Annotated in this window: 27 protein-coding genes; 8 read left to right on the plus strand and 19 right to left on the minus strand. The window is 40.3% G+C overall.

Features of this window, described 5'->3' with window-relative positions; genetic code table 11:
• Positions 1 to 2 precede the first annotated feature (2 nt).
• The 10 genes from rpsC to J3L16_RS03635 form a co-directional block, all read right to left on the minus strand.
• On the minus strand, positions 3 to 707 hold the full coding sequence (rpsC, locus tag J3L16_RS03590; RefSeq protein ID WP_207611513.1) for a 30S ribosomal protein S3: 705 nt from the start codon (positions 705 to 707) through the stop codon (positions 3 to 5).
• 3 nt (positions 708 to 710) lie between these two features.
• Positions 711 to 1,046, minus strand: coding sequence for a 50S ribosomal protein L22 (rplV, locus tag J3L16_RS03595; RefSeq protein WP_207611514.1), 336 nt, complete (start codon positions 1,044 to 1,046; stop codon positions 711 to 713).
• A gap of 10 nt (positions 1,047 to 1,056) precedes the next feature.
• Positions 1,057 to 1,332, minus strand: a complete 276-nt coding sequence (gene rpsS / locus J3L16_RS03600) for a 30S ribosomal protein S19 (RefSeq protein ID WP_207611515.1) — start codon at positions 1,330 to 1,332, stop codon at positions 1,057 to 1,059.
• A gap of 15 nt (positions 1,333 to 1,347) precedes the next feature.
• Positions 1,348 to 2,172 (minus strand): 50S ribosomal protein L2, encoded by an 825-nt coding sequence (gene rplB, locus J3L16_RS03605; protein WP_207611516.1) that lies wholly within the window; start codon positions 2,170 to 2,172, stop codon positions 1,348 to 1,350.
• Positions 2,173 to 2,186: 14 nt separating this feature from the next.
• Entirely contained in the window at positions 2,187 to 2,486 is a 300-nt protein-coding gene (rplW, locus tag J3L16_RS03610; protein WP_207611517.1) for a 50S ribosomal protein L23, read from the minus strand.
• The gene (gene rplD, locus J3L16_RS03615; RefSeq protein ID WP_207611518.1) at positions 2,483 to 3,088 is read right to left on the minus strand and encodes a 50S ribosomal protein L4; all 606 of its coding nucleotides are present in this window, start codon (positions 3,086 to 3,088) and stop codon (positions 2,483 to 2,485) included. The genes rplW and rplD overlap by 4 nt, the downstream gene beginning before the upstream one ends.
• Before the next feature lie 17 nt (positions 3,089 to 3,105).
• Positions 3,106 to 3,744 (minus strand): 50S ribosomal protein L3, encoded by a 639-nt coding sequence (rplC, locus tag J3L16_RS03620; RefSeq protein WP_207611519.1) that lies wholly within the window; start codon positions 3,742 to 3,744, stop codon positions 3,106 to 3,108.
• 18 nt (positions 3,745 to 3,762) lie between these two features.
• Positions 3,763 to 4,074: a 30S ribosomal protein S10 gene (gene rpsJ, locus J3L16_RS03625; protein WP_207611520.1), complete on the minus strand. Its 312-nt coding sequence runs from the start codon at positions 4,072 to 4,074 to the stop codon at positions 3,763 to 3,765.
• A gap of 377 nt (positions 4,075 to 4,451) precedes the next feature.
• Positions 4,452 to 6,062 carry a SulP family inorganic anion transporter gene (locus J3L16_RS03630; protein WP_207611521.1) on the minus strand — a complete coding sequence of 537 codons (1,611 nt, stop codon included), beginning with the start codon at positions 6,060 to 6,062 and terminating at the stop codon, positions 4,452 to 4,454.
• A 12-nt stretch (positions 6,063 to 6,074) separates the two neighbouring features.
• Positions 6,075 to 6,731 carry a carbonic anhydrase gene (locus J3L16_RS03635; RefSeq protein WP_207611522.1) on the minus strand — a complete coding sequence of 219 codons (657 nt, stop codon included), beginning with the start codon at positions 6,729 to 6,731 and terminating at the stop codon, positions 6,075 to 6,077.
• 381 nt (positions 6,732 to 7,112) lie between these two features.
• Between J3L16_RS03635 and J3L16_RS03640 the strand changes: the two genes are divergently transcribed.
• Complete coding sequence (locus tag J3L16_RS03640) at positions 7,113 to 9,344, plus strand: ATPase, T2SS/T4P/T4SS family (protein ID WP_207611523.1); 2,232 nt, start codon at positions 7,113 to 7,115, stop codon at positions 9,342 to 9,344.
• Between the two features lie 5 nt (positions 9,345 to 9,349).
• Here the strand turns inward: J3L16_RS03640 and J3L16_RS03645 are convergent, their stop codons facing one another.
• Complete coding sequence (locus J3L16_RS03645) at positions 9,350 to 13,237, minus strand: ATP-binding protein (protein ID WP_207611524.1); 3,888 nt, start codon at positions 13,235 to 13,237, stop codon at positions 9,350 to 9,352.
• A gap of 74 nt (positions 13,238 to 13,311) precedes the next feature.
• On the opposite strand from J3L16_RS03645, the gene J3L16_RS03650 reads away from it, so the two are divergent.
• Entirely contained in the window at positions 13,312 to 13,494 is a 183-nt protein-coding gene (locus tag J3L16_RS03650) for a hypothetical protein (RefSeq protein ID WP_207611525.1), read from the plus strand.
• A 120-nt stretch (positions 13,495 to 13,614) separates the two neighbouring features.
• On the opposite strand, the gene J3L16_RS03655 is transcribed toward J3L16_RS03650, so the two are convergent.
• Positions 13,615 to 14,127, minus strand: a complete 513-nt coding sequence (locus J3L16_RS03655) for an HAD-IA family hydrolase (RefSeq protein WP_207611526.1) — start codon at positions 14,125 to 14,127, stop codon at positions 13,615 to 13,617.
• Positions 14,128 to 14,252: 125 nt separating this feature from the next.
• Between J3L16_RS03655 and J3L16_RS03660 the strand changes: the two genes are divergently transcribed.
• Together J3L16_RS03660 and J3L16_RS03665 are read left to right on the plus strand one after the other, a co-directional pair.
• Entirely contained in the window at positions 14,253 to 14,963 is a 711-nt protein-coding gene (locus J3L16_RS03660; protein WP_207611527.1) for a hypothetical protein, read from the plus strand.
• Positions 14,964 to 15,037: 74 nt separating this feature from the next.
• Positions 15,038 to 15,325: a YebG family protein gene (locus J3L16_RS03665; RefSeq protein WP_207611528.1), complete on the plus strand. Its 288-nt coding sequence runs from the start codon at positions 15,038 to 15,040 to the stop codon at positions 15,323 to 15,325.
• A 9-nt stretch (positions 15,326 to 15,334) separates the two neighbouring features.
• On the opposite strand, the gene J3L16_RS03670 is transcribed toward J3L16_RS03665, so the two are convergent.
• Together J3L16_RS03670 and bioH are read right to left on the minus strand one after the other, a co-directional pair.
• Positions 15,335 to 16,426 (minus strand): methyl-accepting chemotaxis protein, encoded by a 1,092-nt coding sequence (locus J3L16_RS03670; RefSeq protein WP_207611529.1) that lies wholly within the window; start codon positions 16,424 to 16,426, stop codon positions 15,335 to 15,337.
• 426 nt (positions 16,427 to 16,852) lie between these two features.
• Positions 16,853 to 17,653, minus strand: coding sequence for a pimeloyl-ACP methyl ester esterase BioH (gene bioH / locus J3L16_RS03675; RefSeq protein ID WP_242698633.1), 801 nt, complete (start codon positions 17,651 to 17,653; stop codon positions 16,853 to 16,855).
• A 178-nt stretch (positions 17,654 to 17,831) separates the two neighbouring features.
• On the opposite strand from bioH, the gene J3L16_RS03680 reads away from it, so the two are divergent.
• Positions 17,832 to 18,371: a phosphoribosyltransferase family protein gene (locus J3L16_RS03680; RefSeq protein ID WP_207611531.1), complete on the plus strand. Its 540-nt coding sequence runs from the start codon at positions 17,832 to 17,834 to the stop codon at positions 18,369 to 18,371.
• Here the strand turns inward: J3L16_RS03680 and J3L16_RS03685 are convergent.
• Positions 18,349 to 20,955 (minus strand): M14 family zinc carboxypeptidase, encoded by a 2,607-nt coding sequence (locus tag J3L16_RS03685; protein ID WP_207611532.1) that lies wholly within the window; start codon positions 20,953 to 20,955, stop codon positions 18,349 to 18,351. The two genes, J3L16_RS03680 and J3L16_RS03685, sit on opposite strands and share 23 nt — an antisense overlap.
• 140 nt (positions 20,956 to 21,095) lie before the next feature.
• On the opposite strand from J3L16_RS03685, the gene nfuA reads away from it, so the two are divergent.
• Positions 21,096 to 21,674 carry a Fe-S biogenesis protein NfuA gene (gene nfuA, locus J3L16_RS03690; protein WP_207611533.1) on the plus strand — a complete coding sequence of 193 codons (579 nt, stop codon included), beginning with the start codon at positions 21,096 to 21,098 and terminating at the stop codon, positions 21,672 to 21,674.
• Positions 21,655 to 21,903, plus strand: coding sequence for a hypothetical protein (locus J3L16_RS03695; protein ID WP_207611534.1), 249 nt, complete (start codon positions 21,655 to 21,657; stop codon positions 21,901 to 21,903). Before nfuA ends, J3L16_RS03695 begins: the two co-directional genes overlap by 20 nt.
• On the opposite strand, the gene J3L16_RS03700 is transcribed toward J3L16_RS03695, so the two are convergent.
• Complete coding sequence (locus tag J3L16_RS03700; protein WP_242698634.1) at positions 21,881 to 23,212, minus strand: MATE family efflux transporter; 1,332 nt, start codon at positions 23,210 to 23,212, stop codon at positions 21,881 to 21,883. The two genes, J3L16_RS03695 and J3L16_RS03700, sit on opposite strands and share 23 nt — an antisense overlap.
• A 36-nt stretch (positions 23,213 to 23,248) precedes the next feature.
• On the opposite strand from J3L16_RS03700, the gene J3L16_RS03705 reads away from it, so the two are divergent.
• Positions 23,249 to 24,304, plus strand: coding sequence for a polysaccharide deacetylase family protein (locus tag J3L16_RS03705; protein ID WP_207611535.1), 1,056 nt, complete (start codon positions 23,249 to 23,251; stop codon positions 24,302 to 24,304).
• Here the strand turns inward: J3L16_RS03705 and J3L16_RS03710 are convergent.
• The 3 genes from J3L16_RS03710 to lexA are packed head-to-tail and all read right to left on the minus strand — an operon-like array spanning position 24,301 to position 26,224.
• On the minus strand, positions 24,301 to 24,924 hold the full coding sequence (locus J3L16_RS03710; protein ID WP_207611536.1) for a GNAT family N-acetyltransferase: 624 nt from the start codon (positions 24,922 to 24,924) through the stop codon (positions 24,301 to 24,303). The two genes, J3L16_RS03705 and J3L16_RS03710, sit on opposite strands and share 4 nt — an antisense overlap.
• Positions 24,911 to 25,567 carry an SCO family protein gene (locus tag J3L16_RS03715; RefSeq protein WP_207611537.1) on the minus strand — a complete coding sequence of 219 codons (657 nt, stop codon included), beginning with the start codon at positions 25,565 to 25,567 and terminating at the stop codon, positions 24,911 to 24,913. The genes J3L16_RS03710 and J3L16_RS03715 overlap by 14 nt, the downstream gene beginning before the upstream one ends.
• A gap of 33 nt (positions 25,568 to 25,600) precedes the next feature.
• Positions 25,601 to 26,224 carry a transcriptional repressor LexA gene (gene lexA, locus J3L16_RS03720; RefSeq protein WP_207611538.1) on the minus strand — a complete coding sequence of 208 codons (624 nt, stop codon included), beginning with the start codon at positions 26,222 to 26,224 and terminating at the stop codon, positions 25,601 to 25,603.
• Positions 26,225 to 26,283 lie beyond the last annotated feature (59 nt).

Below are 26,283 nucleotides of genomic sequence, written 5' to 3' on the forward strand. Positions count from 1 at the left end.
AATTAACCCTCTCGCTTACCGCTGCGGCCTTTCTTCTTAGGTTGTTGCGTAGGTGGCTGCTCTTGTTGAAGAGGTAGACCGCCTAATACTTCACCTTTGAAGATCCAAACTTTAACGCCGATAATACCGTATTGCGTTGCAGCTTCTGAAGTCGCATAGTCAATGTCAGCACGGAAAGTGTGTAGTGGTACACGACCTTCACGATACCATTCAGAACGAGCAATCTCAGCTCCACCTAAACGGCCGCTAACTTCAACTTTGATACCTTTAGCGCCTAAACGCATTGCATTTTGTACCGCACGCTTCATAGCACGACGGAACATAACACGACGTTCTAGCTGGCTTGAAATACCGTCAGCAACAAGTTGAGCATCAAGCTCTGGCTTACGAACTTCAGCAATATTGATCTGAGCAGGCACACCGGCTAGCTTAGATACATAGTTGCGCAGCTTCTCAACGTCTTCACCTTTCTTACCGATTACCACACCAGGGCGCGCAGTGTGAATAGTCACACGGATGCTCTTAGCTGGACGCTCGATTACTATCTTAGAAAGAGAAGCGTTCTTTAATTGTTTCGTCAAGTACTGACGTACTTGATGATCGTTATATAAATTATCCGCATAGTCTGCAGTATTCGCGTACCAGGTAGATGTCCATGGTTTGCTGATACCTAGGCGTATGCCTGTAGGATGTACCTTCTGTCCCATTTTCTACTCCTGGTCTGCTACAACTACTGTGATGTGGCTGCTACGCTTGAATATACGATCAGCACGGCCTTTAGCACGTGTCTTGATACGCTTCATCGTAGGACCTTCATCTACATAGATTTTGGCAACGCGTAACTCGTCGATGTCAGCGCCTTCGTTGTGCTCTGCATTTGCAATCGCAGACTCTAAAACTTTCTTCACTAGAGTGGCACTTTTCTTAGGGCTGTACGTTAAAACCTCTAGGGCTTTTTCAACGTGTAATCCGCGAATTTGATCCGCAACCAAACGTGCTTTTTGAGCTGACGTGCGGGCAAAACGGTGTTTAGCTAATGCTTCCATCTTTTTCCCCTTATCGTTTAGCTTTCTTATCTGCGACATGGCCGCGATAAGTGCGCGTCGGTGCGAATTCGCCCAACTTATGGCCAACCATTTCGTCAGAAACGAACACAGGTACGTGCTGGCGACCGTTATGGACTGCAATGGTCAACCCAATCATATCTGGGATGATCATAGAACGACGAGACCAAGTTTTAATTGGCTTCTTGTCGCCTTTTTCCACTGCAGCCTCTACCTTCTTCAGCAAGTGCAGGTCAATAAAAGGACCTTTCTTGAGAGAACGTGGCATGGTGAATCCTCGCTATTATTTGTTACGACGACGTACGATAAGTTTATCAGTACGCTTGTTGCTACGGGTTTTCTTGCCTTTAGTCGGTACACCCCATGGTGTCACAGGATGACGACCACCAGAAGTACGACCTTCACCACCACCGTGCGGGTGATCGACCGGGTTCATGGCAACACCACGAACTGTAGGACGAATACCACGCCAGCGATTAGCACCAGCTTTACCCAAAGAACGCAGCATGTGTTCAGCATTACCCACTTCACCGATAGTTGCACGGCAGTCAGATAAAACTTTACGCATTTCGCCTGAGCGAAGACGCAGCGTCACGTAGTTTCCATCACGCGCTAGAATTTGCGCGTAAGCACCAGCAGAACGTGCGATTTGCGCACCTTTACCAGGCTTCATTTCAATTGCGTGAATAACAGTACCTACAGGAATGTTGCGCATTGGCATTGCATTACCTGCTTTGATTGGTGCATCTGCACCAGACTGGATTGCATCACCTGCTTGAGCACCTTTAGGAGCAAGCATATAGCGACGTTCACCGTCTGCGTAAAGTACTAACGCAATATTTGCTGAACGGTTTGGATCGTATTCAAGACGCTCAATTTTGGCTGGAATGCCATCTTTGTTGCGTTTGAAGTCGATAACACGGTAATGATGTTTATGACCACCACCGATATGACGAACTGTAATACGACCGTTGTTATTACGACCACCAGACTTGCTGCTTTTTTCAAGCAACGGAGCATAAGGCGCGCCTTTATGTAGATCAGGATTTACAACCTGAACAACATGACGACGTCCGGCAGAAGTTGGCTTAGCTTTCATTAATGGCATTTCTAATCCCCTTCTTACTCAGCGCCACCGACAAAGTCGATGTCCTGACCTTCTTTAAGAATGACATACGCTTTCTTAAGGTCGTTACGCTTACCGAAAGTCGCACCGTGACGTTTGGTTTTACCCTTAATGTTCACAGTACGTACACCTTCTACTTCAACCTCGAACAATTTTTCAACTGCCGCTTTGATTTCAGCTTTATTGGCGTCTTTCAATACCTTGAATACAACTGTGTTGTTGTTTTCAGCAGCCATGGTCGATTTTTCAGACACATGTGGTGCTAGCAACACTTTTAGTAGACGTTCTTCATTCATGCTAACGCCTCCTCTAGTTGTTTAATTGCTTCTTTAGTGATTAACACTTTTTCGAATGCAATTAGGCTTACCGGGTCGATACCTGCAACATCGCGCACATCAACTTTATACAAGTTGCGTGTAGCCAAGAACAAGTTCTCGTCTACTTCTGGGGTTACGATTAATACATCGTTAAGCTCAAGTTCGTTAAGCTTGCCCAAAAGAGCTTTAGTTTTAGGTGTTTCTACTGCGAAGCTTTCAACAACTACTAAGCGTTCTTGACGAACAAGCTCAGAAAGAATGCTTTTAATAGCACCACGGTACATTTTTTTATTTACTTTTTGCTCGAAGCTACGAGGCTTAGCAGCAAATGCACGGCCACCGCCAACCCAGATTGGGCTACGGATAGTACCTGCACGAGCGCGACCCGTACCTTTCTGACGCCATGGTTTCTTACCACCACCACGTACTTCTGAACGCGTTTTCTGCGCTTTAGTGCCTTGGCGAGCACCGGCGCTGAATGCAACTACTACTTGATGAACAAGTGCTTCGTTGAATTCACGTCCAAAGGTCGCTTCAGAAACTTCAAGTGCGCCTTGCGCATCTTTCAATGTCAATTCCATCAGTTACTCCTTAGACGTTAAGATTTTACAGCTGGCTTGACGATAACGTCGCCACCAGTTGCGCCAGGTACGGCACCTTTCACTAAGATAAGGCCGTTTTCTACATCAACGCGTACCACATCCAAAGATTGAGTGGTGATTTGCTTGTTACCAAGCTGACCAGCCATTTTCTTACCTTTGAATACTTTACCAGGTGATTGGTTTTGACCAATTGAACCTGGAGCACGGTGAGATAGTGAGTTACCGTGAGTCATACGTTGTGAACTGAAATTCCAACGTTTGATTGCACCAGCAAAACCTTTACCCTTTGACGTACCTGTTACGTCAATTTTTTTAGTATCGTTAAAGATTTCAACAGTAATTTCACTGCCTACTTCAATATCGGTACCTTCGTTGTCTTCTAAGCGGAATTCCCACAGACCACGACCCGCTTCAACACCCGCTTTGGCAAAATGCCCAGCTTCTGGTTTGTTAACACGGTTCGCTTTTTTAGTGCCTGAAGTTACCTGAAGCGCGCGATAACCGTCTGTTTCCTCAGTGCGTAACTGGGTAACACGGTTTGGGGTAGCTTCAATAACAGTCACAGGGATAGAAACACCATCTTCAGTGAAGATGCGAGTCATACCTACTTTACGACCGACTAGACCAATCGCCATTGTTATAACCCTCTCTAGTTAGCCCAAGCTGATTTGAACATCAACACCGGCAGCCAAGTCCAGACGCATTAACGCATCAACTGTTTTATCAGTTGGTTCGATAATGTCGACTAAACGCTTGTGAGTGCGAATTTCATATTGATCACGCGCGTCTTTATTAACGTGCGGAGAAACTAACACAGTGTAGCGCTCTTTGCGCGTAGGCAAAGGAATAGGACCACTGACCTGAGCACCAGTACGTTTCGCCGTTTCAACGATTTCAGCCGTTGATTGATCGATCAACTTGTGATCAAATGCTTTTAAGCGAATACGAATTCTTTGATTAGCCATCGATTAAGCTCCAATCGAAAGAACAAAAAAATTCACCTTCTCATTCCCACTTCCTATTGGAAAAGGATGAAAAGATGTGCGTAAACCGATGATTCCTTATTGGAATCTTGTTCGTGTTTTTAACTCACCCACTGTAAGCATAAAGCCCCAGTTTTGGCATTTCCCCTAAAAGCAGTGAAAACGCGGTTAAATAACCCTTCTATTTATTTATCTAAGGGTTCGATTCGATATCCCTTAGATAATTCGGCGCAAATTATACACAATTACAAGACTAACGCAATTGCTTTATTAAAGTTTTATTTACTTATAGCAATAAAAAAGCGAGTTCATGTGAACTCGCTTTTAGTATTAACTCATTTGAATGAACAAACTCTGCATTAATTATTACTAGAAATCACTTCTGCGGCAGCTGTCAGCGCGTCTAAACGGTTTTCAAATACAGCTTCAGGCTTATAGTGATCTATCACGTCTAAGCCCTTTAAAACTTCAGCTACTTTAGGTTGAACCGCAGACAAATATAATTTTTTACCACTCGCATTGGCGTCTATAGCAATGGTTTCAACTGCTCTAGCGGCCGATACATCCATGAAAGGGACGCGTTCAAAATCTAAAATTAAAATTTCAGTGCCATGTTTAACTTTTTCACGCACCTGATGCCCAACATCAGCTGCAGCACCAAAGCTTAAAGGGCCACCAAAATCAAACACGCGTATCTTACCATGCCCTTTTTCCAGTAATGCTTGCTCTTCTTCACTGTCTAGATGGTCTGGTATATTTTTAATCGCATTTAGTTGGGTTTCTGCAACTTGTTTAACAAATGCCAGTGCCGCAAGAACAACACCGACAACAACAGCACTAATTAAGTCAACGAAAACAGTCATCCCAAGCACTATAACCATCAGTATCAAATCCCAGCGAGGACCACGATGTGCATGTTTTAAATAACTCCAATCAATAATGTCTAAGCCGACTTTAACTAATATACCGGCTAACACGGCATGAGGAATATGCGCAGCAAGTGAGCCAAGACCAAGTACTATGGCTAGCAATACTCCAGCGTGAACCATTCCTGAAATTCTATCTTTACCACCAGAGCGAATATTCACTACTGTTCTCATCGTTGCGCCGGCTCCGGCGATACCGCCAATTAAACCAGCAACAGTATTACCAATACCTTGGCCAATGAGCTCTTTGTTACTGTTGTGACGAGTTCGAGTCATGTTGTCTGCAACTAGCGAAGTTAGCAAGCTATCAATGGACCCTAAGACAGCAAGCACTATCGCCGCTTCAACAACAATAAACAACGTTGATTGGTCAAAGACTGGCATACGCAACGAAGGTAAGCCTGTAGGAATATTACCTAAAACAGGTAGGTCACCCACAAATAAGCTGACAACAGTTCCTATGATTAGAGCTGCAAGTGCTCCTGGAACGTATTTACCAATACTTGGAGGCCATTTATAGGCAATAACCAAGGTACCAACCCCTAGAATAAGCGTTAGAAAGTTAATGTCTGCGAGTGCCGTAGGTAGATAAACAAGAGCCCCAACAGGATCTCCAGGAGTTTCATGGCCCATCAACCGGCCAATTTGTAGAATGATGATAATGGCACCAATGCCACTCATAAAGCCCGAGATAACAGGATAAGGCACTAAACGAATAAATTGTCCTATTCCCAATACGCCAAATACTATTTGTAAGACACCCGCTAGCATTACCGCAGTGAAAACTAATTCAACACTGCCAGATAGGCTTGCGAACAAACCCGCTAGTACAACGACCATAGGTCCTGTAGGACCAGAAATTTGAGAAGGTGTGCCGCCGAATAGCGCCGCAAAAAAACCAACTGCAATTGCACCATACATACCGGCCATTGGACCAAGCCCTGATGCAACACCCAAGGCTAGGGCAAGAGGCAAAGCAACAATACCCGCGGTTATACCGCCAGTAATATCGCCTCGTAAATTTGATGTGTTTAGTTTTAGCATGAATGTACCTTGTTAAATAACGGCTGCGGGTTTATCGAAAATAGCGTCAGCATATCGCTCATCGATAGGAGTAAACTCTCTTGTTTTCTCATCTAAACACATGATTCCACCGGTTTCTATGTTATACACCCAACCGTGTAGCTCAACGTGTCCTGTTGCCATTTTCGCAGCTACTGCCGGATGTGTTTTTAGATGTTGTAATTGTAAAATAACATTTTCATCTGTGACTTCACTTAAGTGCTCAGCGGTAACTTCACCTTTTTTCTCTTTTACAACCGCAGTAGCAGCACGGCAGTGCCCCAACCACTCTTTTACATGAGGTAAATCACTTAATGCATCTAAGTTGATAGCGCCTTTCATTGCTCCACAGTCTGTATGACCACAAACAACAATATGCTCGATACCCAAAGCTTCCACAGCAAATTCAATTGACGCAGTCATACCGCCAGTTTGATTACTATGAGGTGGAACAACATTACCTGCGTTACGACAAATAAATAGTTCTCCAGGCTCAGTTTGAGTCACCATATTAGGGTCAATACGGGAATCGGCACATGTAATGAACAATACTTCTGGGTTCTGCCCCGTGGCTAGTTTCTTGAATCGTACTTCTTTATCTGGATAAACTTCTCTTTGAAATTTCGCAACACCTGAAAGAATATGCTTCATATTTTATCTCCCGTAAAATTGGCAGCCATAATTTTGATTTCACTTTTATACGTAAAAATTAGGTATATGGTTTGTAGTTTTTATTTTAAATCTAAAAGATAACGATTCTTATATATCTTGTATCCCATAGATACTAGCAGACTCATGTCCTCAAATGCTATCAACCTTGTAACATTATAATAATATAGAATACAAAAAAAACACATATAGCCGAAGATTACCCAAATCTAAAACACTATACTTGGACAGGTGATTTAGTTCGGTTAATTAGTATAATTTTAGGTCTGTTTTTAGCCCGTTACAACATTGTGAATTTCACTTCACTGGGATAACCACAAAGTTTGATGTAGACTAATTTAAAAGCGTTTTTTATGGTTAACTATGAATTCAGAATCCTCCATCCAACAGCTGTTAACTCAAGTTACTCGACTGCTAGATCAAGATGCTCCATTAATTGATATATATAGTGATTTAGAATCAGTAATTCTCGATTTATTTAGCGCTGAACGCTTAAGTATTTTTCAAAGAAGACGACAACATCAAGACTTAGTAGCTCGTTTCAAAACAGGAACAGAAACAGTAGAAATAAAGGTCCCCATCAGCCCAATGTCAGTAGCGGGTTATGTTGCGTTATCACAAAAGTCATTAATTGTGTCTGACCCGTATAATAAAGAATTACTAACCTCTATTCATCCGCGGTTACAGTTCAACCAACATTTTGACAAAAGCAACAATTTCAAAACACGAAATATTTTATGTCTGCCCATTTTAAATGCTGGAGTATTAATGGGTGTTATTCAAATCATCAATAAGGGCGCTTCAAACTCATCTGAAGAATTTAACGACGGTGATCTAAAGCTTGCGCATGAATTAACACAAATATTAGGTAATAAATTTCGCTATGAATTAGGCGGCACAAACAACCCTTTTGATTACTTAGTTCACAAAAATAAACTAGAACAAAAATCTCTCGATGAGCTTATCGAGTCCAGTGCAGAAACCAAAACTCTTATCCAACGACTAATATCAGAACATAGAATAAGCGAAAACCACATAGGTTCAGCGTTGTCTGTTCACTACCAAGTTCCTTATATTTCGTTTTTACCCGAGAAATATCATATTTTCCAAAGCGATAGTAAGTTGAACGAATCTTACCTAAAACGCAATCATGTTGCGGTAATAGCAGATGCGAACGACAACCCCATAGTGTTAATGGTAGAGCCAAATAATGCCGCTTTACTAATGGAAATAGAAAGCGCCTTAGGTATTGACGTATATGAAATTGCAGTAGGCTTGCCTAACCATATATTCCAGTACCTAGGTGGGAATGCAGGTAACACTCCAGGAGAAATGAACGAAATTCTCGACGAGATGACAATTTCTACTGAAGAAGACGACGAACATACAGATGAATTATCAGATGATGCACCCGCTATCGTTAGATTAGTAAGCCGTATTTTACACGATGCAAAACGTTTAAATGCGTCAGACATACACATCGATCCTGAAAAAAACGCCCCTACCAGAGTTCGCATGAGAGTCGATGGCGTATGCAGAGACATAAACCAAGTTCCTAATTCTCATCACAGCGCCGTTATTGCTCGCATCAAAATAATGGCCAACCTAAATATTGCAGAAAAGCGGATTCCACAAGATGGTAAACTTGCGTTTAAAGCGAGCGGCCAGCTCGTAGAAGTACGGGTAGCATCCGTACCCACAGTTGCTGGTGAAGGCGTTGTTATGCGCTTACTCGCCTCTGGTGGCGCCATGCCCATAGAAAAAATGAACTTAGCTCAAAGTAATCTAGAACGTTTAGAATCTATGATTAAAAAACCACACGGTATTCTTTTAGTGGTAGGCCCTACAGGTTCAGGTAAAACGACAACTCTCCATGCTATTTTAGGGTATTTGAATACCCCAGAGAAAAAAATATGGACAGCTGAAGATCCAGTGGAAATCACTCAACCCGGTTTACAACAAGTTCAGGTTAGTCCCAAAATTGGTTTTACCTTTGCTAACGCCTTGCGAGCATTTTTACGTGCTGACCCGGATATAATCCTCATTGGTGAAATGCGTGATAAAGAAACGGCTCATGCTGGCGTAGAGGCTTCACTCACTGGTCACTTAGTGTTATCCACTCTTCATACTAACTCGGCCCCTGAAACAATTACTCGATTGTTAGATTTAGGCCTTGACCCTGTGAACTTTTCAGACGCATGTGTGGGAATACTTGCCCAGCGTCTTATCCGCACCTTATGCAAGAGTTGCAAAGAACAATACACCGCATCTCCTGATGAAGAGGCATTTATTCGTAGGCAGTATGGAGAAGCCTATATTGGTGAACTTAATTTAGAAAGTCCACTAATCTTAAACCGCTCTAAAGGCTGTGATGATTGCGGAAGAACAGGGTATAAGGGGAGGACTGGCGTACACGAGCTATTGGGAATGACCCCTGAACTAAGGAGTTTGGTTTATAAGGAAGGCTCTGTTTCAGAAATGAAACAACAAGCAATGCAGGATGGTATGCGCACCTTAGTACAAGATGCCATTTTCAAAGTCATTAAAGGCGATACTGATATTGCTCAAGTTCAAATAATCAGCGGTGTTGAATAATATAATCAACGTTTAATATATTCAGAAGGAGCCATACCCACTTCCGATTTAAACGCAGTGCTAAAATAGGAAGGATTGTTAAAACCACAATCGTATGCCGTGTCGGTAACATTCTTTCCTTCATTCAATAATTGTTTAGCAATATCAATCCGGTATTGCTTAATCACTTCGCTAAACGATAAATTTAAAATCATTTTTAACTTTCTATTTAGCTGCCTTTCACTAACAAATAAAGCATTTGCACAGTTTTCTCTAGTGAATTCCGAATCTGAATATTTGGCAGCTAAGCAATCTTTTAAATTCAAATAAAATTGCTGATCTTTCTCACTTTCTAATTTTGGCGTCAACCCGAGGAAAAACGAAGAAACCGTATCTACAGAATTAGCACTTGTGTTTAAAGCAGTGTATCTATTGACCACTTTTTGCTTAAACAAATTGAAATCAAAAGGCTTTAATATGAAATCTTCAACTTTAAGATCATGGGCTTGCCTCACAATATTCGAATCGCGAAGAGCCGAACACATATATATGATCATATGTTCATGTATAGGGTCGTTTCTTAACACTTCAATCAACTCTAGCCCTGTCATACCCTGCATAGAGTGATCGCTAATCATAATTTTCGGCATCACTGTACGAGCAATACGCAACGCCTCACTGGCATTTTTGGCAGAAAAGCACAAAAACGTATCTTTAAACAAGTCTTTCAAACGAGTTTGTAGCTCTATATTGTCTTCTACAATAAGTAATGGGGGAAGTTCCTTATCTACTGGCTGAGTATTCAGTAAGCTTGCTGTTTCTTGGTATTTTGCTATTTTGGGAGTTGCAGCAAATTCATTTTCTAGATTTAATTTAAGAGGTAAGCGAACTGTAAAACACGCACCACTTCCTACTTTACTAGCGACCTCAATATAGCCAGAATTAGCTTTGATTAACTGCCTAAGTAAAGAAAGCCCTAATCCCACCCCTTGTTCATTTTTTGCGTTATCTAGCCTCATGAAGCGTTCAAAAATATCTTTTTGTTCCTGTTCAGTAAAACCTGGCCCATTGTCTTTTATATTTATGATCAATACATCGCTATCAATAAAAGTGTCGATGCGAATTTCTTCGCCATTTTCTGAATACTTAATAGCATTGGACAACAAGTTATAAAACACTTGTTGGAGTGTATCTTGAATAAGATAAATCTCCCCTTTCGCTTTAAGTTTCAATTTAAAACGTTGGCTCTTTTGCTCGGCCAAAGGACGAATACTTTCAATAAGGTAAATGCACGACTCTTCAATGTCGTAATGATGAATAGAAATTTCTCTGAGATTACCCAGCCTTTCCAATTCCAATAATTGATCAATTAAAGAAGAAACTCGGCTCGCGTTTCTTTCTATCAACGAGATGTCATTTAAAATATCTGGGTTACTGACTTTTTCAGCAATTTGCTTCAAGGGTTCAGTTATCAACATCAGTGGAGTACGGACTTCATGAGAAATTCTAGTAATAGCTTCAGCCTTACTTTTCAATGCTTTCTCCATCATTTCACTGCTATTTTTTAACGATGACAAATTAGTTTTGACGCGTTGTTCATTTTCCGATATTCGGAAAGCTCGATATTTTCGAACACCTGAAACAGCGGCAACCATTAACAAAATAAATGACAGCAAATAGAGTAGTTTTGCCGTCTGAGTTAAATAAAATGGATATTGAATCGTAAAGTTAAGTTCATTATTAGAGGGGCTACTAATGCCATTTTTCGGCTTACTTCTCACTAGCAGTTTATGGGAACCATAGCCAAGATCAGATAAATCTATCAGGCCATGCGATCCTACCATTGTCACCCAATCTGAATCGTCTACTTTGTATTCGAAGTCGTAAGAGTTTTCATTCCCAGCTTCGTTTATTGCGACATATGCTCTCAGAGTGTCAAATTCACTGGACACAATTAAGGAATTCTTGACAAAAGAAATCGCTCTATTTATTACTCCGTCCACATCGATATACAAAAACTTAATTTCTTTAGGTTGAAGTAAGTGACTTTTCACTTCATGAATAAATGAACTTGATTCAAGTAAATATGTTGAGTTGTCGCCTCTCACAATTAACTTATTATTACCAATAAAATTCAGGCCGCTGAAGTTAAAATCTCTGTCGAAAATACCATAATTTTTTCCAACAAAATAAGATGAAGCCGAAATCATGTCGTATAGCTCCATGCCTTTGTTAGAGACGATTAATAAATGCTCATCTACGATTTTTATATCTCGAATAAAATCAGAATTTAAGTTAGTTTTAACTTCAATTAAAGGCTCTTCTAGTGCCATCTTAGCATGCTGTAATCCATACCCAGATGTACAGACGTATAGTGAATTTTGGTAGGCCTCTACGCATGGAAACTCCAGTTTGCTATCAAAGTCTAGTGGACGCCTATTCCAGATTCCTTTACTTTCAACTAAAAGCTCTTGATCTAAGCTAACAGCTACTAAATTGCTGTTTCCCATTAATTTTGCGATGTAAATGTCTGATGGGACTTGCCGAGAATCGACAAACTTCCCATCCAAATCAAATATATCAATGTAAAACTTATCAGCTAGAGAATAGAATACTAGTTGATAAGAGTTATCAGACCATGTTCGTGAACCTTTGCTACAATATTTATGCTTATTTTTGAAATTTAACTTCCAGTTTTGCTGAGTATCTCTTATCAAAAAGCTACAGTGTGATACATCTAAAATTTGGCCGTTAAGATTAAGTAAGTTTGATTCTTCTAATCGAAATTTTCGTATCATTGACAAACTGCCTGACTCTAAAGAAAGAGCGTAGTAACCATCATAGCTAGACACGACAGCAACTTCTGAATCCAAATTACTTAATGAAAGAAGGGTATTTGGGAATTCAACATTATTCAAAGAAATATATTTAATTGAACTTTTGGTGTTTGGTAAACTGATCAAACCTTTCTGACTAGAAGATATGAAGATTCTTCCGTCAGAAAATTGAAACAAATCTGATACAATTGATATTTCACTTGCGCCCAAATGAGGGCTCAATAAATCGGTTTCAATTAAGCTCCCAGCCTTCTCTTTATATAACCCACCTGCGGCCAACCAGACAATATTGTTTATGTCAACCATAAGGGCACTAATAGCTTGGTTAGGTTTTTCACTAAAACTCAAAAAGTCATAATTACTAAAATCTTTGGAATACTTGTAAAGCCCTTCTTGCCCAGCAACCAATAAGTGATCATTCGTAATAATAAAGCTATCAATAGCAGTTAATTTTGGAAACAAATCATTTATTTTGTAATATTCTGCAGCCCCGTTGCTCAAATTAATTACCAACAACCCTGTCTCAGATGCAGTGTACGCGTAATTTTTATCTGAAGAGACTTTCAAGAAAGCACTAGAAGCACTTTGTGTATACGTTTCTGCTAAATATGAATTTTGAACTTCATAGGTATTTAGGTCTAAAACGAGGACATTTGTAACGTAAGAAACTATTAACTTCTTTTCACTAACCGCAATTGACCAAGCATACTGCTCAAAGGGGTGGTCAATCTGTAATTTTTTGAATTGACTATCTAATAAATCATATTCAAAAACCCCCTTTCCATATATGGTTAAATACAATTTGGTTTCTGTTGGAAATATTGCTGATACATACCCTCCTTTTAATAAACTGTCATTCAAATCTAACTTTTGAACAACATCTCCATTTACCTGATAGAAACCATTCTCAGCACCAAGATAAATTGTCCCATTAAACTCAGCTGCAGCACCTATTAAACCAATTGACTTTTCATTAATGCCGTTAATCACAAATCGTTCATCACATTTCACTTCAGAAATTGAGACAAAAGATATTAAAACAGTAAAAAAAAACAAATTGCGCACAATTTCAAACATATTAGTCCTGAAAATCAAAGTTTATTTCTTGAAAATAACTAACAATTCTTACCGAATTTAAAAAAGGAGAACCTATGAAAAACACTAAAAAGCAATACGTAGCCTTTATGACTAAAACGGAAATAATGCAAGTTACAGGAGGGCAAGGAAATACAATGAGTTTCGTCCATAATATGCACAATCCTTTTGAGGTGACATTAGCACAAGACGCTGATAGGCCACATCGACCATTAATTCCGAAGAAAAAACCAACGTAGATAATTTAGCTACAATTAAAGTCAAAGCTAGCTGGTTTTTGATACAAAATTAGCTAGCTTTGAAATTAGGTTAATAGACAATCAATTTCCTTTCAATAGTAAAAACGAAGATGTTATATTTCAGTTAGAATTTACCAAAACCCACTTCATTCCTGCTCTTTCAGCTGCTTGTTGATCATAGATATAGTCCCCAACATACAGTATATTTTCTACAGGGATGCCCCATTGGGCGGCAATATCCAATAGGGCACTGGGGTCAGGTTTTGCAGGAGCGTCCTCTCGGGTTATAACAAGTGGAACGTCAATATGATTATTCGCCATTTTTATATAGGTAGCTCTACGGCAATTCCGAGTGACAATCGCCATAGGCAGCTGTGCAGCGTGTACTTGATCTAACATGCGCTTGCCGTTTTTTAGCAACTCAGCATTACCTGCATCGTTAAGTTCATGTTGGATAACAATGTCTTCAGCTTCAACTTTCTCTTCTTCAGGCAAAGATTCAATAAAGCTTAAAATATCAACATGCTGAGGACAGCCAATATCTCTTCGTATTTGAGTAAAATTAAGGCTTGAACTAACCAAGGTACCGTCTAAATCAAAGATAACACCCTTGATAGTGTTTAGGTTTAACATGCTATATCTCTATTGTGGTTATTCTACTTTTATGTAAATGTTAAGTACGTTGGTTTACTTAACGGTGAACTAATTGAGTTACAATAATCTCCTTTTACCCTTTCATTTAAATAGAAAAACAATAAATGCAATTTCAAAAGAAAATTAGGCAAATCCACAAAATCGTTGGTGCTGTAGTCGCCATTCAACTACTAATGTGGATGATAAGTGGTTTGTACATGACAGCAGTTCCTATTCAAACTATCAGAGGACAACACCTCGTTTCTGAGCCACCAGCTCATGCTATTACCAACATCAATGTAATACCTATGTCAGAGCTAATAAAGCAATATTCAGGCATACAGTCCATTAGCCTTAAAAGTCGTTTGAGAACCCCTATTTATAGTATTGAGACTACTGATAGCACTTTTCACCTCAATGCGATTACGGGCACAAAATTACCTAAAATTACAGAAACCGAAGCCAAACACCTAGCTTTATCAGCTTACAAAGGAGATGGCCAACTACGTCTTTTAAAACTAGTCACCACTCGACAACAAGCACCTGATACTAGTGGTAGAGCGCTCCCGTTATGGAAAGCTGAATTTGATGATACCTTTAATACCAGATTATATATTTCTGTAGTAATGGGTAAGGTAGTTGCTGTACGTACTGATTTATGGCGCATATTCGACTTTCTTTGGATGTTACATATAATGGATTATGAAGAGCGAGAAAATTTCAATAATCCTGTGGTTATTTTTATGGCATCGTTAGGGTTATTTACCGTACTAAGCGGTTTAATTTTAGTGGTCAACACAGTGCGTAAAAGAGGTTTAAAAGGACTTACATACTAATAACACTAAAACACTGTATATTTATACACTAAAAGTGTTATTCTAACCTTTCTTACTCAATCAGGAGAGCAAACATGGCAATTGTAACTCAATACGTTGTAATGCATAAAGGGGTAGAAAAATTGGTAACCACCGATAAAAAAGCTGCTGACCAATATGACAAAATGCTCGATATTGCAGATGGGCTAGCTGAATTCATTGAAGCTAAAGGTATTTCTTTAGATGAGAGTATTGCCGAATCGTTAACGGTAATGTTGTCAAAAAATAGAACTGGTGTAAGTAAAATTCTAAAAGGCACTTCAGCGTCAAGTGTACTTGAAGATGAAAGTGCCGATGTAGTAGAGCTGAAAAAATCTAGTTAGTAATCGTGTTTAATGTACTTCTGAGGCTAATCTGTCTAAGACTGACATGAATGTATTACTGGTATTTTCCATGCTAGTAAGAGATTTTGACATAGCATTTTGATTACTTGCTTGTAACTCATTGATAGCATTTCGGCCTTCTTGCAATACACGAGAATAAGGCTGCGATACCTCTCTAAATGCTGGTTTAGATGAAATAGGCTTCCCTGATTGCTCGGATATCCAACTCCCAAGGCGTGAAGATGAAACTTCAAACATATCTTCAGAAGGTATATTGGCTTTACCACAAGCAGCAGCATATATAGATGATTTCCATGCCAAGTGATCCAACTTAACAACTTGAATAAATGAGCTAAGAGAAGAGCTAGATAGTTTATCTTGCATAGTGCCACAGCGATTTACGATTTCGTCATAGCTGGTATTCAAGGTTTGAACACCCTCAGATAAATGCTCGTTGTTGTTTTTAAGTTCACCAACTGCATCAACCGCTTCACGAGTAGATTGAATAATTTTCTGAACTAAGTCAGCAACTTCACTTGCCGATGTATTGGTTTCTGTCGCTAAGGCACGGACTTCATCAGCAACAACACTAAATCCTCGTCCAGCATCCCCAGCACGAGCAGCTTCGATAGCGGCATTCAATGCCAATAAGTTAGTCTGATCTGAAATGCTCGTTATCGTGCTAACAAATTTATTAATATTGTCAGCTGTTTCACTCAGCCCAGAAATACTATCACTCATGTGGGTCATTCTAGAGCTGAGTTGCTCCATATTTTTTGTGATTTCTTGCAATGAAGAGCCTGACTGCGAGAACAAACCACTAATATCATTCTCGGAACCATTACCAGAGTCCAAATTCTGGTATGTTAGGTTCATAGAGTCTTTCATATTTTGAACTTGAGAAAGCGAATCTAATAAATTGTCGAGAATTGGATTTCTGTCAAAAGTATTTTGATTAGACTCTTCTTTTGCTAATGTATTTTCAAGTACTTGTTTTTCCGATTCAAGACTACGAATTTTATCTTGCAACTCTTTGTTTATATTTTGTTGCTCACTCAGCTCTTGTTTCGTTTGTTCAAGCGATGATTTCAACACTAGCATTGCTGCTCTCCAAAAACACATGTTTATATTTGATTAAAGAGCATGGCAGATGAATTGAGATTTCGCCAACCTATCGCCTTACCTATATCAATTATTTTTATTCAATAGCTGTACTTTACCGTCAGCCCGAAAATTCTATCCTGCACAGGCAAATAACAATCGGCTGCAAAGCTAGTAAAATCCGCTCTTCTCACATAGCCGCGGTCAAATACATTGACCACAGTGGCCACCAAAGAAAGTGGACTAGTAACATCCCAATTCAGTATTGATATTGGGCTTTGAGGTCAACTGCCAATCAAAACGCATTACCCCGATGGAAATTAACTCCAGCTGTAGTGCGTAAGACTTCTTCGATATGGGAGGGGGATATATTTGAAAGCGCACTGCTATCTATGCTCGACACAGCAAAATGAAAAATAGTTTTCATTATGATGTTGAACTGCGGTGTAAACCGCCGACAAATTGATGCACAAAATGTGCGGTTTCTTCTGGGTGAGAAATAAAGGGCCCATGAGCTGCCGAAGGTATAACAATGCTCTGCGATTGCAACTGAAGCTGCTGAATAGCATCAGCCGCGGCAATTGGCACAATTGAATCAAGTTTACCGTAAAGGCGCAATGTTGGCGTAATAATACGCCCTAGTTCGCATCTTAAATCGCTCTTGGCAAGTATGTCTAAACCACCATGCAACGCTTTACTTGCTGGCGAAGGAAACTGCGTAATCGCTTTTTTTAAGAGCCTCGCTTCCACTCTAGCATTATCACTTCCCATAGCTTGAATTGCTAAAAATCGCTCTAAGGTTTTTTCATAACTAATATCTAGCTGTTTCACAAACATGCTTAGCACATCTTTTTTTATGCCAGTCCAATTCTCATTTTGAACAAAGCAAGGCGACGATCCTATTGTGACCAACCCTTTAATTGCAGCCCCAAGCTGAATTGCTAATTGCTGAGCAACTAACCCACCTAAACTCCACCCTAATAAAACCGCATTACTAGGTATAGCCGGTTCGACCAAGTCACAAACCGACTGCAATGTATAAGTTTCTGGTAACACTTCATGATTAATACCGAAACCAGGAAGGTCAACTAAGGTAACTTTATAGTTTGGTGTCAGTAGTTCGATCCATTGTTCAAATGCACCTGAATTCATTCCCCAGCCATGGAGTAACACCAGATCCGATCCCGATCCCGATCCAAAGCTGCGTATTTTCAGTGATTTTGTCAATGTATCCTGAACCATAATATATCCAATCTCCTGCATGACTAGGACGAGCTTAGTGTTAAATCAATCATGTATTATGTGTAAACAACGCAGTAGTGCTGTTCTTTGTGTTACGTGTAGTAAGGACATTGTAATATCAATTAAGTCCCCACCGTCGCCTTCTCACCCGCTATTAGTCGACATGCAAACCATCGTTGCCGCAAATAATATAACTGTATTGGGTTGGTATCAGTGGCCAATCGATACCTTAATTCACTTAATTAAGTTTAAACAACGAGTGGGGTTTTGCCGCTTATTATCTCACGGCTTCATTCGATATGCGTTACCTACACATGATTTACCCAGCGTAATAATACCTATGCCATCGAGTTGGTGGAAAAGCATGTGCAGAGGCTACAACACCCCTAGTATTTTATCTCAAATGTTAGGAAAAAAATTAAATATACCGCTGTTAAACAACTATTTAAAAGTAGGCCTAACAGCAACAAGTCAACATCATCTATCAAGAACAAAGCGCATAGACAAACACCATGGTTTTTATTGCTCTTCTAATAAACCAAGATTAACTCATGTTGCTTTAGTCGACGACGTTATAACGACTGGAAGTACAATGCGCAGTGCAATTAAGGCACTGCGGCAGTATAATCCAGACTTGCGCATTTCTGTTTGGTGTATGGGTATGACATCCCTTGATGGTATCAATCCATCAAGTTTGACATAAAAATAGCATTCCCCATTAGCTTACTCGTACCGTACCAATAGCCTCTAAAATTCACATTATCAACAAAGCTAATTACACGTCCTCGTCCTTTTCTTTGTACGATAATAGCTGCGCTGCCACTGATCATCTCGGTCAATTCTTTTGACGTGTACCCACCCACTAAGGGGTTATCATCGTAGACAGCTAAGGTATCAAATGGACTACCGGTATGTTCAACAATCATATTTGATGTTTTGAATAAAGGTAATGAATTATTTTCCAAGCCAAAAAATAAAGGATGAGATAAATCTACCGTCGCCTTATAAGCCGAGCCAGAAATACGTTTCTTAGATGCCAATTTATCAGCATCAGCATAGGCTAATTGTTCTTCTTCAAACTGTGCGTCAATATCTCTGGTACGTAATATAGATGCATCAAGCCAATCTTGGCTTTCAAACCATCGAATAGCTGATTTCTGACCAATTAAGGTGCCGCCATTTTCTAACCATTTCCCAACAGATGTATTTGCTCTTTCATCCCACTCACGGTAACGACCGCTGGCCGCAACAATATGTGAAAATTCACTTAAGTTAACGCTGGCTAGCTCTTCTTGATCAATAAGCGTAATAGGTATTCCAACCCGAGTATCAAAATAGTGCCAAACTTCACCAACTTCATATTCAGATGTACCTTCACCACCAATGAGCAATATACGAGGCTGTCTCACTGGCACCATATTGCGGCTACCTAAGTCTATACCTTTAGGTGTCAGTCCAGACTTAATTGACCATAGGGGAATAGAAAATTCTTTTGCAATGGCAAAGGCTTCTTCTAATAAGTCGCCGTTGAACGCTTTCGGAAGCACCACAGTACCGGACTCGAAATCTCGGGTATCGCCATTGATGTTTGCCGTAAAGGGTTTACCTGCAATGCGCAGTTTAAAGCCTTTTTGCAATAATCGATTAGCTAACGCAGGTGCTTGATAATGATACCAGTCAAACGCTAAAGCCACACCACCAACGTCGGGCCGAACAGATTCGATTTTGGTTAGCTTTTCACGCTTTTTACTTAAGGTTAATTTTTTAGATTCGCTTTGTTTAAGCGAGGTATAGTCGATATCAAATGCTAGCGGCATATTCCAATTAGACACGTCATAAAAGGTATTATCTGGAAATGAGGTTCGCTGGGAAAAGATAGATTTAATCAACCGGTATTGTGCTTGATCATAAGATACAAATACACCCTTGTTCTTCTCAACCCTTAAACCTGCAACATCAACGTCTTTTGTCACCACCGAATATTGAATTTGATGAGCATCTAACTTATCTAACATGGCATCAAAACGGAAAATATCTTTAGGCTGTTTAAGTAACACTCCCGCAACTTCGTCTTTTTGCACTAGTTGCTTGGTTTGCTCAGCGAAACTAACTTGGTAATCCAACAGCGCACGTCTGTTTTCTAATGAGCCATCCAATGTACTAAACGACGTTGTGATGTGATTTAAAATAGAACGGGTGAACGTTAAGTCGCCATTGATAGATTCTTGAACATGCCCTCTTACTCGGGCTTGTTCAAATAAAATACCCACGCTACCGTGTGCATCAGGGTAGGTTGAGCCTTTTCCATAGTAGAAATCGTCAAAACCTTCTTCAGTAAAATAAAGCTGATTATCTTTGTCAAAAGCATCAGCATGATAATGAGCTAAGGTTTGTGTTAACGCAACATTGTCATTGGAAGTCAGTGGGTTTTTTCTAGACGGTACACCTGGTTGAAAAAAGTAAGTTCCATCAGTCCCCATCTCATGAAAGTCGGTCAATACATGAGGACGCCAATGATGAAACTGCTCTATACGCGCATCTGATTCAGGGTGACTCAATAGCAACCAATCACGGTTTAAATCAAACCAGTAATAGTTCGTTCTTGCTGAAGGCCAATTCTCTTTGTGCTCTCTATGGTAACGAGAACGGCTGAGTTGATAGCCCTTATGCATGTTTGCCCAATGAGAATAACGGGACAAGCCATCAGGGTTTAATGCTGGGTCTAATAGAATAACCGTGTTTTTTAATAATGCATCGATACGTTTATCGTCGCCAGCAGCTAAGTAATACCCTAGTAACAAAGCCGCGTTACTACCCGAAGGCTCGTTTCCATGAATACTGTACCCCATATACATAAACAAGGGCGCATCACTTTTCGGCTGGCGTTGTTTTTTAATATTCTCTATATGAGCTTGGCGAAGCGATTCAACACTGTCTTTTCTATCGGGATCAGCAATAGTTAAAAGCAATAAAGGTTTATCTTGGTGGGAATAGCCTGTCACTTCGATTGTCACGCGGTCAGATGTTTCCGCTAGCTTATACATATAGGCGACAAGCTGATCATGACGAATATGCCATTTCCCGACACCATAACCCAAAAACGCTTCAGGAGTAGGTACTGCGGGGTCAAATTTTGTATCTGTAGGTAGGTAATACGTTGCTGGAAATTCTGTTTTTAAGTGGGGTGACACTACTGCAAACGTCTGATTTGCGATACCAAAAAGTACTATGAGCCCAAACGCCTTTAAAAAACTCTTAAGGCGCTGACTAAATAATGATTTTGCCAAACCGAGAATCCCTTATTATTATCAATTTATATTAATACCTGAGTGTTTTGCTCAAGTAAATTTGTTAAACTGCCCTATCATAACACGACATTACGTGTAATTTCTTATGGCGTCAGGGTCATTTAACTATTAGGTGAAACATGATAACGATTTCTGAAGAGGCACAAGCTCACTTCTCAAAACTTTTGGCAAACCAAGAGCAAAACACCTCAATCCGTGTATTTGTGGTAAACCCTGGCACTTCGTCTGCTGAATGTGGTGTTTCCTATTGCCCTCCTGATGCAGTTGAAGACACAGATATCAGCCTGCCATTCAATGGCTTTAATGCCGTTATTGACGAAGAAAGTGCGCCCTTTTTAGAAGATGCAGAAATTGATTTTGTTACTGACAAAATGGGGTCTCAACTGACTTTGAAAGCCCCTAATGCTAAAGCACGTAAAGTGGCTGACGATGCACCTTTGGTTGACCGTGTAAATTACATGATTGAATCTGAAGTTAACCCCCAACTAGCAAACCACGGTGGGCAAGTTGTATTGACCGAAATCACTGATGACGGGTACGCTATTCTTCAATTTGGTGGTGGATGTAATGGTTGTTCAATGGTTGATGTTACGCTTAAAGAAGGCATTGAAAAACAAATGCTAGAAATGTTTGATGGCGAACTTTTTGGTGTACGTGATGCAACAGAGCATTTAGCCGGTGAGCATTCTTACTACTGATCCCCAAACAGGCTGGAAGCGGTTCACAAAAGGGCTAGCAGTATTTTTTGTTGGCCTTTTGCTCATTCTATTGATGCCTAATGAACAAAAAGAACTGCTCTACTTTTCCATCGCAATTTTAGGATGTGGCTTTGCGTATGCGATGACAGGTTACATTCCCATGTTATTTCACCGATTAACGTCTGCAAAACGAGCGTCAAAACACATTAAATTTCATGACGACGAATAACGTAATCTCGATAAAAAACGTACGCTAAACTTCCACCTCTAAACCCAACAAAGACCAGCATCGCAATCCATAGGGCAATATTTCCCTTGTATTGAAATAGCCACCAAACTGGCAGAAAGCCAAAAACAAAGCTCAAGAACAATGTATCACGCATGGCTTTTGATCGCGTTAAACCTACCGCTACCCCATCGAACAAAAAGCACCAATGTCCCAATAAAGGGAGTAAAATCAAAATCCATATATAAGACTTAAAACCATCTAAGATATCTGCATGTGCCGTTAATATTTTACTAATGGATATACCAAAAACACTGAAGGTAACGGCATATACCGCGGCGAAAATGCAAGACCAAAATAGTCCTTGGCTTATCGACTTAAAAAACAATACCCTACTTCTGGCGCCTTTTGCTTTTCCAACTAGAGCTTCAACAGCATAGGCAATACCATCTAACCCTAATGCAATGAGTGCAAAAAACTGCATCAAAATAGCATTAATACCTACAGCAACAACACCATGTCGAGTGCCTTGTAAGGTGATAAAAGCAATGCAGATTTGCAGCACTAAATTTCGAAGCAACATATTGGCATTAAGGCTAACTACGGAATTTAACCCTTTTTGGTGAAACCACGCTATTTGGGGTTTACGCCACTGCATTAAAGCCCCGCAGGAATAAAGGTAACAAACGCACATTAATACTTCAGATATAACCGTAGCAGTAGCAACCCCTTTAACCCCTAAGGATAATCCATATACAAAGAAGAAATTAAGACTCACATTCACACAATTCCCAACAACCTGTACTAATAACACCCGTCGAGTTTGTTGCTGACCGATTAACCACCCAACCATAGTTAAATTCATCAACGCCGCAGGGAAACTCCAGCTACGCACGAAAAAGTAATCAACAGCAACACTAGCAGCATCTTTAGAAAGACTTGCTAATGCCAGTCCTGTGCCAAGTACACCTTCTCGAACCATAAATAACATCACGCCAATGATTAAGGCTAGGGAAAACCCCTGCCAAAACACTTGAGCGACTTTATCTCTGTCTTTAGCGCCTAGAGCCTGAGCAGATTGTCCTGTGGTAGACATACGAATAAATCCGCAAATCCAGATAATTTGGGTAAAAATAAGTGCCGCTATACTGCTTCCAGCTAAAATTGATGGCTTGCCCATATGACCTAAAACAGCCGTATCCACCATGCCGACCAGAGGTGTGGTAATATTGGCGAGTATCATTGGAAAGGCGAGCAAAAGTAAATGGCGATGGGACGCCCACCCGCCAAGTCGTAAAAAGCGTATAAACATTTAAAATGCTCTAGTGAAAATCAACAGGATATTACCATGAAAACCGCTCTTTTTTTTCTTATGAGCTTTTTTAGTTTCAGTGTATATAGCGAAGATGACAGACCCAATAAGAGTGCTGTTATTTTAGTCTATCACCACGTTTCAACTGCCACACCACCAAGTACCAGTGTTAGCCCCGCCGTGTTTCGCGAACATATGGCTTATATAACAGCTAACCACACAGTGATAGATACAAAAACTCTTGTTGAAGGGTTAAGAAATAATTTACCTCTGCCAGACAATGCAGTGGTGATCACCTTCGATGATGGGTACAACAATATATTAGAAAATGCCCACCCCATTCTCAGCGAAATGGCATTGCCCTATACGGTGTTTATTAACCCCGCGCGAATTGGCAATGAAAAAAACCAATTAACCTGGGCTCAAGTAAAACAAATGCATAGCGCAGGTGTTACTTTTACAAACCACACCTTAGATCATTTACATATGCTCGACCGGGTGTCAGTAAGCACCTCTGAACAATGGTTAGACAGTGTCTGGTCAAATGTGAAAAGTGCACAGCGACAACTTGAAGATAAGCTAGGTGACACTGTACCTCGGTGGCTTGCTTACCCTTTTGGCGAATACAACGAAAGTTTGTCAAACCTCCTAAAACAGGAGGGGTACATAGGCTTTGCACAACATTCAGGTGCGGTCTCTAGCTCAAGTAACTTATCTGCCTTACCCCGCTTTCCCGCTGCAGGAATATATGCCAACTTAAACACCCTAAAAACCAAGATGAAAAGCTTAGCGCTTCCTATTACTCACACCACACCAACGGATCCAGAAAGAACACAAGGCGATAAAATACACTTTAGTGTAGAATTTGAACCCGGTGATATTCGTACTCACCAGTTTCAATGCTTTTATAAAGGCAATAAGATTGAACATTCGCTAAGCGCCAATGTACTAAAGATAGAAACACAGATATCGCTACCTGTAGGGCGATCTAGAGTGAATTGTACTGCACCGAGTAAAAGTCAAAATGGTCGGTATTACTGGTATTCTCAACCCTTTTTTTTAGCGAGAAGTGATGGTACCTACCCCGACTAAAACTTGCGAGTTAGTGGTTTAGTCATGTGCATAAAGGGAGAGCGATCAGGGCCTTCTTTATCTTCAACAAAACCAATACTGCGGTAAAAGGCAATGGCAATGCGGTTGTCTTGTTCAACATCCAACGCCAATATTGTTTTGCTTTTTTGAAGTGCGATGTTTTCTACAAAAGACACCAATTTACCCGCCAATCCTAAGCGGCGGAAATTAGCTAACACAGCCACATGACCAATAATCAAAGACGTTTCTTTAGGAATTAATATGGCATACGTCGCCGCCTTTGAACGGGCTATAACGTCCTGAGCTTGTTCAAGAGTATAAAAATCAACGATAGATTTAGCCGTATCTTTTGCAAAGACTTCAGGCATGTCTTTTTGCCAATGGGTGCAAATACCTGCGGCCTCACCATCAACACAAATCACAATATGCTGGCCATAACCAAATTGGCTATGTTTAATTTTCCAAGCATTGGTCAGGAAATCACGGGTTATTTGTTTATCCCCGCCGCCAAAAATACCTACCAATAAAGACTCTGCAGCGGCAAGAATAAGCTCTACCGCCACATCGACATCAGAGGCTAAAGCAGGCCTAATTGTAATAGCTTGCTTAGAGCTCACCATTCACTATCCTAGGTAAGGACGCCAAAATTTGCTGAGTATTACTAACAGGAGGCCCGCCATCAACAGTTTGCGCTTTAAAGCGTCCAATCACACGAGCAGAGGGGTCGATTAACGTAATCGAAGCACTGTGATCAACAAAATAATAAGGCTTATCTTGCTCTTCCGTAAGTGCGTACATCATTCGCATATTACGCACAACGGGAAATAAAGATTCATGAGGTGCAGATACGGCAATAAATTCAGAATTGAAATAGTTAATGTATTCGAATAATCGTTCGCTAGTATCTCTTTTTGGGTCAACAGCTACAAATAAGATTTGTACAGATTCATTAGGAAGTGCACTCACTAACTGAGGATAAATATCTTCTAATGCAGACAAAGTTAGAGGGCAAACATCAGGACAAGAGGTATACCCCAAAAAAGCTAATGTCCAATGTCCTTTTAATTCTTTCTCTGTAAAGGGCTCTTTCTTGTGGGTGACTAAAGAAAAAGGCGCTAAGGTTAAAGCAGATTCATAACGTTGGAAATCACTAGAGAAGCCATTTTTTGATTTAGTCTCATTAAGTAATGTAAAGGCAAAAATCGCGCCGACTACTAACATCGCTAAACCAAAAAAAAGACCGATGACTACATTTTTATTCATGACTACCAAGACGCACCTAAGCGATTTAAAAGCTTACATCCAGTCAGCATTTCTAATCACGCCAACCGCCAAGCCTTCAATATAGAAAGGTTGAGTCGCTAAATCTACCTTTATCGGTGAAAAAGCATCATTTTCAGCATGAAGCAATACACTGCTGCCTTTTTTCTCCAACCGCTTAACAGTAACTTCATCATCAACACGCGCAACGACAACTTGACCATTCGATGCTTCACTAGTGCGATGTACAGCAAGTAAATCACCGTCCATAATGCCAATATCTTTCATGCTCTCGCCATTAACTCTGAGTAAGTAATCAGCGCCCGGCTTAAATAACATAGGATCAACCTGATAATGAGATTCTACGTGTTCTTGGGCGAGAATAGGCTCTCCAGCAGCCACTCGACCAATTAACGGCAGCCCAACTACAACTTCTTCAGGTTCTTCCTCTGCATGTACTCGAATACCTCGCGATGTACCCGGTAAGATTTCAATCACCCCTTTTCTCGCCAGCGCTTTAAGGTGCTCTTCCGCGGCATTTGCCGATTTAAACCCAAGCTGTTTTGCTATTTCAGCTCGTGTCGGCGGCATGCCAGTGTCTTTCAACGTAGTTTTAATTAAATTAAGAACTTCTTCTTGTCTTTGAGTTAGTGGACGCATAACCAGCCTGTTAATCTATACAGTTAGTGTCAGTATATACAGTTACTTACAATCCGCAA

This window comes from Alteromonas sp. 5E99-2 (assembly GCF_017368475.1).
Lineage (GTDB): Bacteria > Pseudomonadota > Gammaproteobacteria > Enterobacterales > Alteromonadaceae > Alteromonas_F.

Coding starts and splice junctions, on each gene's coding strand:
- rpsC (WP_207611513.1), bottom strand. CDS start 707: ATGGGACAGAAGGTACATCCTACAGGCATACGCCTAGGTATCAGCAAA.
- rplV (WP_207611514.1), bottom strand. CDS start 1,046: ATGGAAGCATTAGCTAAACACCGTTTTGCCCGCACGTCAGCTCAAAAA.
- rpsS (WP_207611515.1), bottom strand. CDS start 1,332: ATGCCACGTTCTCTCAAGAAAGGTCCTTTTATTGACCTGCACTTGCTG.
- rplB (WP_207611516.1), bottom strand. CDS start 2,172: ATGCCATTAATGAAAGCTAAGCCAACTTCTGCCGGACGTCGTCATGTT.
- rplW (WP_207611517.1), bottom strand. CDS start 2,486: ATGAATGAAGAACGTCTACTAAAAGTGTTGCTAGCACCACATGTGTCT.
- rplD (WP_207611518.1), bottom strand. CDS start 3,088: ATGGAATTGACATTGAAAGATGCGCAAGGCGCACTTGAAGTTTCTGAA.
- rplC (WP_207611519.1), bottom strand. CDS start 3,744: ATGGCGATTGGTCTAGTCGGTCGTAAAGTAGGTATGACTCGCATCTTC.
- rpsJ (WP_207611520.1), bottom strand. CDS start 4,074: ATGGCTAATCAAAGAATTCGTATTCGCTTAAAAGCATTTGATCACAAG.
- J3L16_RS03630 (WP_207611521.1), bottom strand. CDS start 6,062: ATGCTAAAACTAAACACATCAAATTTACGAGGCGATATTACTGGCGGT.
- J3L16_RS03635 (WP_207611522.1), bottom strand. CDS start 6,731: ATGAAGCATATTCTTTCAGGTGTTGCGAAATTTCAAAGAGAAGTTTAT.
- J3L16_RS03640 (WP_207611523.1), top strand. CDS start 7,113: ATGAATTCAGAATCCTCCATCCAACAGCTGTTAACTCAAGTTACTCGA.
- J3L16_RS03645 (WP_207611524.1), bottom strand. CDS start 13,237: ATGTTTGAAATTGTGCGCAATTTGTTTTTTTTTACTGTTTTAATATCT.
- J3L16_RS03650 (WP_207611525.1), top strand. CDS start 13,312: ATGAAAAACACTAAAAAGCAATACGTAGCCTTTATGACTAAAACGGAA.
- J3L16_RS03655 (WP_207611526.1), bottom strand. CDS start 14,127: ATGTTAAACCTAAACACTATCAAGGGTGTTATCTTTGATTTAGACGGT.
- J3L16_RS03660 (WP_207611527.1), top strand. CDS start 14,253: ATGCAATTTCAAAAGAAAATTAGGCAAATCCACAAAATCGTTGGTGCT.
- J3L16_RS03665 (WP_207611528.1), top strand. CDS start 15,038: ATGGCAATTGTAACTCAATACGTTGTAATGCATAAAGGGGTAGAAAAA.
- J3L16_RS03670 (WP_207611529.1), bottom strand. CDS start 16,426: ATGCTAGTGTTGAAATCATCGCTTGAACAAACGAAACAAGAGCTGAGT.
- J3L16_RS03680 (WP_207611531.1), top strand. CDS start 17,832: ATGCAAACCATCGTTGCCGCAAATAATATAACTGTATTGGGTTGGTAT.
- nfuA (WP_207611533.1), top strand. CDS start 21,096: ATGATAACGATTTCTGAAGAGGCACAAGCTCACTTCTCAAAACTTTTG.
- J3L16_RS03700 (WP_242698634.1), bottom strand. CDS start 23,212: ATGTTTATACGCTTTTTACGACTTGGCGGGTGGGCGTCCCATCGCCAT.
- J3L16_RS03705 (WP_207611535.1), top strand. CDS start 23,249: ATGAAAACCGCTCTTTTTTTTCTTATGAGCTTTTTTAGTTTCAGTGTA.
- J3L16_RS03710 (WP_207611536.1), bottom strand. CDS start 24,924: ATGGTGAGCTCTAAGCAAGCTATTACAATTAGGCCTGCTTTAGCCTCT.
- J3L16_RS03715 (WP_207611537.1), bottom strand. CDS start 25,567: ATGAATAAAAATGTAGTCATCGGTCTTTTTTTTGGTTTAGCGATGTTA.
- lexA (WP_207611538.1), bottom strand. CDS start 26,224: ATGCGTCCACTAACTCAAAGACAAGAAGAAGTTCTTAATTTAATTAAA.